5 protein-coding genes and 1 pseudogene are annotated in these 7,863 nt (G+C 72.2%); 2 read left to right on the top strand and 4 right to left on the bottom strand.

Translation table 11 applies throughout. The annotated features are described in order from the left end of the window. Nucleotides 1-247: pseudogene (locus ACWDSL_RS20220) on the top strand (hypothetical protein); the annotation flags it as partial. A 35-nt stretch (nucleotides 248-282) separates the two neighbouring features. Here ACWDSL_RS20220 and ACWDSL_RS20215 read toward each other — a convergent pair. Continuing rightward, nucleotides 283-2,262 carry a caspase, EACC1-associated type gene (locus ACWDSL_RS20215; protein ID WP_450487202.1) on the bottom strand — a complete coding sequence of 660 codons (1,980 nt, stop codon included), beginning with the start codon at nucleotides 2,260-2,262 and terminating at the stop codon, nucleotides 283-285. Then, complete coding sequence (locus ACWDSL_RS20210) at nucleotides 2,259-2,678, bottom strand: effector-associated constant component EACC1 (protein ID WP_450487200.1); 420 nt, start codon at nucleotides 2,676-2,678, stop codon at nucleotides 2,259-2,261. The genes ACWDSL_RS20215 and ACWDSL_RS20210 overlap by 4 nt, the downstream gene beginning before the upstream one ends. A gap of 196 nt (nucleotides 2,679-2,874) precedes the next feature. Here ACWDSL_RS20210 and ACWDSL_RS20205 point away from each other — a divergent pair, with 196 nt between their 5' ends. After that, nucleotides 2,875-3,792, top strand: a complete 918-nt coding sequence (locus tag ACWDSL_RS20205) for a Gfo/Idh/MocA family protein (RefSeq protein ID WP_450487198.1) — start codon at nucleotides 2,875-2,877, stop codon at nucleotides 3,790-3,792. Here ACWDSL_RS20205 and lnt read toward each other — a convergent pair. Next, nucleotides 3,752-5,314 carry an apolipoprotein N-acyltransferase gene (gene lnt, locus ACWDSL_RS20200; protein ID WP_450487206.1) on the bottom strand — a complete coding sequence of 521 codons (1,563 nt, stop codon included), beginning with the start codon at nucleotides 5,312-5,314 and terminating at the stop codon, nucleotides 3,752-3,754. The genes ACWDSL_RS20205 and lnt overlap by 41 nt on opposite strands. A gap of 89 nt (nucleotides 5,315-5,403) precedes the next feature. Further along, entirely contained in the window at nucleotides 5,404-7,854 is a 2,451-nt protein-coding gene (locus tag ACWDSL_RS20195) for a SpoIIE family protein phosphatase (RefSeq protein WP_450487196.1), read from the bottom strand. Nucleotides 7,855-7,863: the final 9 nt, after the last annotated feature.

Raw genomic sequence — 7,863 nt, 5'->3', positions numbered from 1 at the left:
TTTTAACCCCGCCGCCCACCACCTATTTCAACTGTTGTGTCTCCACAGACCTCCCCACCCCGCCGCGCGCCGGATCGGCCCCGCGCCGCGGCCCCCGGCCCGCGCCCCCCCCGCCCGGGGGCGCCCCCGCGCCCGGGGGCTGGCCCACGGCCCGTACGGCGACGGCGTACGCACCGCGATCCGCCGGCTCGCGCTGCGGCTGGGCGCGGCAGGGGGCGGGCCGCCGTTGGGAGGCCCGCCGGGGTGAGGGCAGGGGGAGCCCCGCAGGGGTGAGGACGGGGGTCAGGACCGCTGGAGGGAGACGGCGAGGGCGTACAGCCGCGTCGTCTGCTCGGACCTGCTGTTGTTGTCCGAGATCAGATACAGCGCGCGGCTGCCCTGGGGAACTCTGGCCTTGCCGCCGGCCGGGATCGCGGGGCCGAGCGCCATCCCCTCGACATTGTCGAGCAGCGGGTTCTGCTGGTCGTCGTCCGTCCGGACATCGCCCGGAGGGCAGTCGGCCAGGTCGACCAGCAACGTCTTGTGCGCCATCCGGTCGCTGTCGTCCTTGGCCAGAGGCTCGGTGTCGGTGAGGTTCGCCGCGCCGCGGAGGTCCACCTCGTAGACCCGTACGCCGTTGCCGAGGCCGCGGATGTAGCCGCGCTCCAGGGCGAGCAGATGGTCAGGCCCGACGGCCACCAGCTCGCTCAAGTAGAGCCCCTCCTCGGTCTGGTAGCCGATCTGCCGGTCGGGTTCGTAGTGCCTGCCCGAGCTGCCCCGGTAGCGCTCGATCCGCACCTGATGGCGGCCGTGGATGTCCTCGTCGCCGAGCAGCGGCGCCTCCATCCCGGCGTAGAGGAGTGTTCCATCCGGGGTGACGGCGAGGGATTCCACATTCCGCGTGCTCTCGGCCACTCCGCGCGGCGGCGGATAGAAGGTGTCGGGCAGCGGCAGGTCCTTGCCGATCTGTTTACCGTCGCTGAGGCGGATCCGGCGGATGGCGGGTCCCTTCTCGGAACTCACCAGGGCGGTTTTCCCGCCCTTTTCCACGACCAGCCCCTCGCCGTCGTACGTCGTGAACTTCGACCCGTCGGGCTTGTAGATCCCCTGCACGTCGGTGACGCGCGGGTTCAGCTTGCCCGGGAGCGCGCCGGGGGAGCCGAGGGAGAGGGTGAAGATCTGTGCGGGCGTCTCGTCCCGGACCGCGTAGGCGCGCCCGCTCCCGTCCGCGAGTGCCAGCGCGGACAGCCCCGCCACCTCGCTGCCCTGGAACTCGTCGTAGCCGGGTTCGTCGAGCTGGTCGGACACGGCGAGCAGCGTGGCGCGGCTCTTCTCCCCGCAGGGCCCCGGTATCGCCGCACGCCCGGGATCCGAACTCCACAGCTCGGGCGCCCAGTGGCCGGCCGCCGCCCCCGCCGTCAGGGTCGACGCCAGGGCCAGTCCGGCCCAGGTCCGTCTGCGCCGGGTCCAGTACTCCGGGGGCCGCGGCGGGCGCCGGGACGCCCGGTTCCAGACGAACGGCAGGGCGCCGACGCCGTCCTGGTCCTGCTTGCGCGGCATGGGGAGGGTGCGCAGGTCCAGGGATTGGACGAGCAGCTTGTGGATCTCGTCGAGGGAGAGCCGCTCCCGGTCGGGGCGGCGCGGATCGCCGCTCTGGAGGATCCTGATCAGCTCGCCGCTGAAGGCGGTGTAGCGCTTCGTGGAGTCCGCGACCGCCTTCTCGTCCGCGGCCGTGGCGGTGAGCACATACGAACCCTTGGTCCTCAGCTCCGCGTCCTGCAGCGCCGCTTCGGACACGGCCATGCCGTCCAGGGCCTGACCACTGTGGCAGCAGTCGAGGATGACTACCCGGTGCTTGACCCGGTCCCGGCAGGACTCCAGGATCTGCCGCACCCGGCGGTACGCGAGGGTGGTCTCGCTCCGGTTCCTCCGGGAGCTGGACACGGTCAGATAGAGCTGCTCGTCCTCAAGGGTCTTCAGCCCGTGACCCGCGTAGTAGACGATCAGCGTGTCGGGGGCCTGCTCGATCGCGTCGTAGATCGGCCCGGTCAGATCTCCCGCCGCTTGGGGGTCCGGCACCCTCACGATCCGGTCCGCGGGCAGTCCCCACACGGAACGGTCGGTCAGCAGCCGGCTCAGCGCGTCCAGGTTTCCTGGCACCGAGGGCAGATCGGGGAGGTGCTGGTACTTGCTGACCCCGATGAGGACGCATGCCGACTTCTTCGGGTCCATCCCCACGGCCTCGCCCGGCGCGCGTTCTTCGGTGTCATCCTCGCTGGTCATGCCGCGTCCCCGGTTTGCCCGCCCCGCTCGCTTTCCCCGCTGTCCCGGCTGTCGTCCCCGGATGCGCCAAGCAGCTCGCGCAGCGCTTGCCGTACGGACTCCTCGCTCAGCGACTGGGCGCTGTCGAAGGAGACCTTCAGCCCGTCACGCTCGAAGGTCACCCCGGAACGAGGCTCATGATCGGCGCGCCAGGCCGCGACGGCCACCGCGAGCGCGCCGTACGCGGGCAGCGCGTTGACCACGAACTGCACGACCTCGAAGGTCCCGCCCATCTCCTCAGGACCCGGGGGAGTGCCGGGCTCGCCCATCCGGATTCCGGCCGCGCGCAGTTCCTCGCCGTGCCGACTCAGCCATTTGTAGAGCGAACGGAATTCAACGCCGCTGTGGGGGCCGTGCATGACTATCCGGAGATTCATTCCGCAACCCCGTTCATCGAGCCATAAGCGATGGGATCAGCAGAGCTCGGCCGTCTACCACGATACATCAGGCACTTTTGTAACTCCTTTACATCACACCGGAGTTCCGCGGTCCGCTCTCGGGAAAGTCGGCATCGTCGACCCGCCCCCGTATGCTGCCGGGGCGGAACGGGGCGGAACGAACGAGGGAGACGGCATGAGGGTGGGCTGTATCGGGCTCGGGGACATCGCCCAGAAGGCATATCTGCCCGTGCTCATGGCCCGGCCCGGGCTCGAACCGCATCTGCTCACCCGCACCCCCGCCACCCTCCAGCGGGTCGGCGACGCCCACCGCGTCCCCGAGGCCCACCGCCACACCGATCTGGACGCACTCCTCGCGGTCGGCCTCGACGCCGCCTTCGTCCACGCCCCGACGGCCGCGCACGCCGCCCTCGTCACCCGGCTCCTGGAGGCCGGGGTGCCGACGTACGTCGACAAGCCGCTCGCCTACCAGTTGGCCGACAGCGAGCGGCTGGTCGACCTCGCCGCAAGCCGCCGGGTCAGCCTGATGGTCGGCTTCAACCGGCGCTACGCGCCCGGCTACGCCCAGTGTCTGGACCATCCGCGCGATCTGATCCTGATGCAGAAGAACCGCGTCGGCCTCCCGGAGGATCCGCGCACCCTCGTCCTCGACGACTTCATCCACGTCGTCGACACCCTGCGCTTCCTCGCGCCCGGCCCGGTCGACCACATCGACGTACGCGCCCGGATCCGCGGCGGGCTGATGCACCATGTCGTCCTCCAGCTGTCGGGCGACGGGTTCACCGCGCTCGGCACCATGAACCGGATGAGCGGTTCCACCGAGGAGATCCTGGAGGTCTCCGGGGCCGACACCAAGCGGCAGGTCCTCAACCTCGCGGAGATCGTCGACCACAAGGGCCAGCCCAGCGTGCGCCGCCGCGGCGACTGGGTGTCGGTCGCCCGGCAGCGCGGTATCGAGCAGATCACCCTGGCCTTCCTCGACGCCGTGCGCTCGGGCACCCTGCTGACCGCCGAGGACGCGCTGCGCACCCATGAGCTGTGCGAGCGGGTCGTCAAGGACGCGCTGGAGAACCAGAGTCCCGCCGGCGCCTGAGCGCACCCGCGCCCTCCACCGCGCAGTAGGCGCCGAGCGCGGCCAGCGACCCGTACACGGTCCACGGCCCGGACCGCACATACGGGCTGGTGCCCCGAGCCAGCGGCACCTCGTAGACCATGGCCGCGCTCGTGTTGGTGCCCATCCGCCCGCCCACCGGCTCGCCCCGCGGCCCGAAGACCGCGCTCACCCCGGACAGGGTCGCGTGCACCATCGGCCGCCAGGTCTCCGCGGAGCGCAGCGCGGCCAGCGAGGCGTGCTGGGCGGGCGCCCAGCTGTGCTGGAACGTGGAGGTCGCCGACTGTACGACCAGCACCTGCGCCCCGTCCCGCGCCAGATTGCGGCTCATATCGGGGAACGCGGACTCGAAGCAGACCAGCGGCCCGATCCGCAGGCCATTCGGCAGATGCATCACGACCTGCTCCGTGCCGCGCCTGCGGTCCTCGGGCGCCGCCTTGCCCACCGAGGTGGCCCAGCCCAGCACCGACCGGAACGGGATGTACTCGCCGAACGGCACCAGCCGCATCTTGTCGTACCGCTCACCAGTGGGGCCATGCGGCCCTATCAGCACCGAGCTCTTGTAGATGCCCGGCCGGTCGCTGCGCCGCGCGTCCACGTTGACCAGCAGATCCGCGCCGACCCGCCGGGACAGCGCGGCCAGCCGCCGGCCCAGGTCCGGCCGCGCGGCCAGGTCCTGGCCGACGCTGCTCTCGCCCCAGACGACCAGGTCGAGATGGCGGCCGGCCAGCTGCCGGGTCAGCTGCTCGCCGCGGTCGAAGCGCGGTCCGGGGACATTGATCACGCCCGGCTGCACCACCGCGATCCGCACCGTACCGGCCGGCCTGGGCACCGGCGCCCAGCTCCACACCCCGGCGACCGCCGCGACACACGCCATGACCCCGGCCAGCGCCACCCGGCGCGTCCCGGCCACCGCGGCCAGCAGCGCCAGCGCGACATTCACCAGCACGATCAGAAAGCTGACCAGCCACACCCCGCCCACCGACGCCACCCGCAGCGCGGGCGGCACCTGCCACTGGCTCGCCCCCAGCAGCCCCCACGGCCCGCCCAGGTACTGCCAGGACCGTACGAGCTCGGCCATCAGCCACGCGGAGGGCAGCAGCACCAGGGCCGCCGCCGCCCGGCCCGGGCCCGGCCGGCCGTGCAGCAGCCTGCGCACCAGCCAGCCCCACGGCAGCCACAACAGCCCGAGCAGCGCGGCGAGCACCACGATGAACACATGCAGACTCGGCATCAGCCAGTGGTGCACCGCCAGCAGAAACCCCGCCCCGCCCAGCCAGCCGTCCAGGGCCGCCCGCCGGCCGGTGGGGGCCGAGCGGGCCAGCAGGATCCACGGCACCAGCGCCGCGTACGCCAGCCACCACAGCGACGGCTCGGGAAACGTCAGCGCGGGCAGCGCCCCGGCCAGCACCGCCGCGACGCCGCGGGGCCACGGGGAGGCGAGCCCGCCCCGCCACCGGGTCTGCCACCGGCTTCGCCACCCGCCCCCGCGGCCGAACGACATCCGCACGCCGTCCCCCCTTCCTGACTTCGGCGTCCAGTGTGGGGGAGGGACACGACCACGAACAGGGCGCGGATGCGCCGTGGTGCGCCTCATGTCGGGGCCGGAAGGTCCTGCTCGGCCCAGATGAGCTTGCCGCCCTCGGTGTAGCGGGTGCCCCAGCGGCGGGTCAGCTGGGCGACGAGGAACAGGCCGCGGCCGCCCTCGTCGGTGGTGCGGGCGTGGCGCAGCCGCGGCGAGGTGTTGCTGGCGTCGGCGACCTCGCAGATCAGCACGTCGTGCCGGATCAGGCGCAGCCGGATCGGCCCCGTGCCGTGCCGGATGGCGTTGGTGACCAGCTCGCTGACGATCAGCTCCGAGGTCGTCATCAGCTCGTCGAGGCCCCACTCGGCGAGCTGGCGGACCGTCAGGGAGCGGGCGCTGGCGACCACGGCCGGGTCCGTGGGCAGGTCCCAGGAGGCGACATGGCCGGGGCTCAGGGAGTGAGTACGGGCCAGCAGCAGGGCGACGTCGTCGGACGGCGGGCTGGTCAGCAGGGCGTCGACCACCGTGGAGCAGAGGTCTTCCAGGGGCAGGCCGGGCTGGGCGAGCGCGTTGCTCAGACGGGCGAGGCCGACGTCGATGTCCGGGTCGCAGGTCTCGATGAGGCCGTCGGTGTAGAGGGCGATCAGGCTGCCCTCCGGGAGCTCGAGTTCGGCCGACTCGAAGGGCAGCGAGCCCAGGCCCAGCGGCGGCCCGGCGGGCAGGCTGGGGAAGGTGACCTCGCCGTCCGGGGCCACGATGGCAGGCGCCGGATGCCCGGCCCTGGCCATGGTGCACCGCCGGGTGACCGGGTCGTAGACCGCGTACAGGAAGGTGGCGCCCAGGAACGCGGCGGTGATGTCCTCCTCGCCCATCCGCTCCTCGCCGAGCCGGATGACCAGGTCGTCGAGGTGGGCCAGCAGCTCCTCGGGCGGCAGGTCCATGTCCGCGAGCGTATGCACCGCGGTGCGCAGTCGGCCCATGCCGGCCGCGGCGTTGATGCCGTGTCCGACCACATCGCCGACCACCAGGGCCACCCGGGCCCCGGACAGCGGGATCACATCGAACCAGTCGCCGCCCACGCCGTGGCGGATGTCCGTGGGCAGATAGCGCGACGCCACTTCGAGGACCGGACTGCCGGGCAGGTTGTGCGGCATCAAGCTCCGCTGGAGGGCCAGGGCCGCGTTGTGCTCGCGGGTGTAGCGGCGGGCGTTGTCCACGCACAGCGCCGCCCGCGCGACCAACTCCTCGGCCAGCAGCAGATCGTCCTCCTCGAACGGGTCCGGGTGGCGGGAGCGCACGAACGAGGCCACGCCCAGGACGGTGCCGCGCGCGCAGATCGGCACGACCATCAGGGAGCGCATCCCGAACTCGCGGACCCGCTGCGCCCGGGCCGGGTCGTCTCCGGTCCACGCGGCGACGGAGGCGTCCATCACCGGGTCGAGCACCGCTTCGCCGGAGAAGAAGCAGCAGGCGAAGGGCGAGGCCTGGGAGATGGAGATGGGGTCTCCGGGCGAGGCGATGGACTCGGGGGTGCCCTGGTGGATGGAGGCCTGTCCGGCCCGCCGGAACGCGGGCAGCGTCTTGTGCCGGGTGGCGATGGGCTCCGCGCCGTGCAGCACCGACTCCAGCAGATCGACGGTGACGAAGTCGGCAAGCCGCGGCACGGCGAACTCCGCCAGCTCCTGGGAGGTCCGCATGACGTCGAGGGTGCTGCCGATCTTCGTGCCGGCCTCGTTCAGCAGCGCCAGCCGCTCACGCGCCCGCCATCGGTCGGTGACGTCCATGCCCATGTAGCACACGCCCACGGGGTGGCCGTCGGCGTTGTCGAGCCGGAAGAAGGAGGTCGAGTACGCGTGCTCGCGGTACGGATCGGCCATGGTCCAGCCCCGGTACTCGTAGTCGATCACCGGTTTGCCGCTGTCGAGCACCTTGCGCATCTGCGCCTCGAGCGCGGCCGTGTCCAGGCCGGGCAGGGAGTCCGCCATCCGGCGGCCGAGCCGCTGGTCACGCGGCACCCCGCCGAAGCGCTCCAGCGTGTCGTTCATCCATACGTACCGCAGATCCGGGCTGAGCACGGCCATGCCGATCGGCGAGCGGACGAGAAACGCCTCCAGCAGCGATCCGCTCAGCGCCCATGTGGGGATCTTCGACAGATCGATCGCGGAGACCAGCCAGCAGCTGCGCCCGCAGAACTCGGAGCTCGGGGAGACCCCGGTGAGCCGCAGGCCGACCTCGACCAGCCGCCCCGAGCGGTGCCGCAGCGTCACCAGACCGCCCCAGCTGCCCTGGTCGCGGCACTGCTCCGCGATGCCCTGCGCGGTCGCCGCGTCCTCGGGGCTGGCCAGCAGCATCGAGGCAGGCTTGTTGAGCACCTCGGCAGCCGGGTAGCCGAGGAGGCGCTCCGTGGCGGCGGTCCACCCGACAACGGTGCCCGCCGCGTCGACCACCGCGGTCGCCGCGTCGGCCATGTCGAACGGGACGTGCGCTTCGGTTGGAACGATTCCCTCGGGGCTGGTCATCGCCCGTCC

This window comes from Streptomyces sp. NPDC000941 (assembly GCF_053599555.1).
This window is presented reverse-complemented; position numbering and strand designations above follow the sequence as displayed.

What these genes read in the sequence shown, in the direction of transcription:
- ACWDSL_RS20215 (WP_450487202.1), bottom strand. Translation starts at nt 2,262, where the DNA reads ATGACCAGCGAGGATGACACCGAAGAACGCGCGCCGGGCGAGGCCGTG.
- ACWDSL_RS20210 (WP_450487200.1), bottom strand. Translation starts at nt 2,678, where the DNA reads ATGAATCTCCGGATAGTCATGCACGGCCCCCACAGCGGCGTTGAATTC.
- ACWDSL_RS20205 (WP_450487198.1), top strand. Translation starts at nt 2,875, where the DNA reads ATGAGGGTGGGCTGTATCGGGCTCGGGGACATCGCCCAGAAGGCATAT.
- lnt (WP_450487206.1), bottom strand. Translation starts at nt 5,314, where the DNA reads ATGTCGTTCGGCCGCGGGGGCGGGTGGCGAAGCCGGTGGCAGACCCGG.
- ACWDSL_RS20195 (WP_450487196.1), bottom strand. Translation starts at nt 7,854, where the DNA reads ATGACCAGCCCCGAGGGAATCGTTCCAACCGAAGCGCACGTCCCGTTC.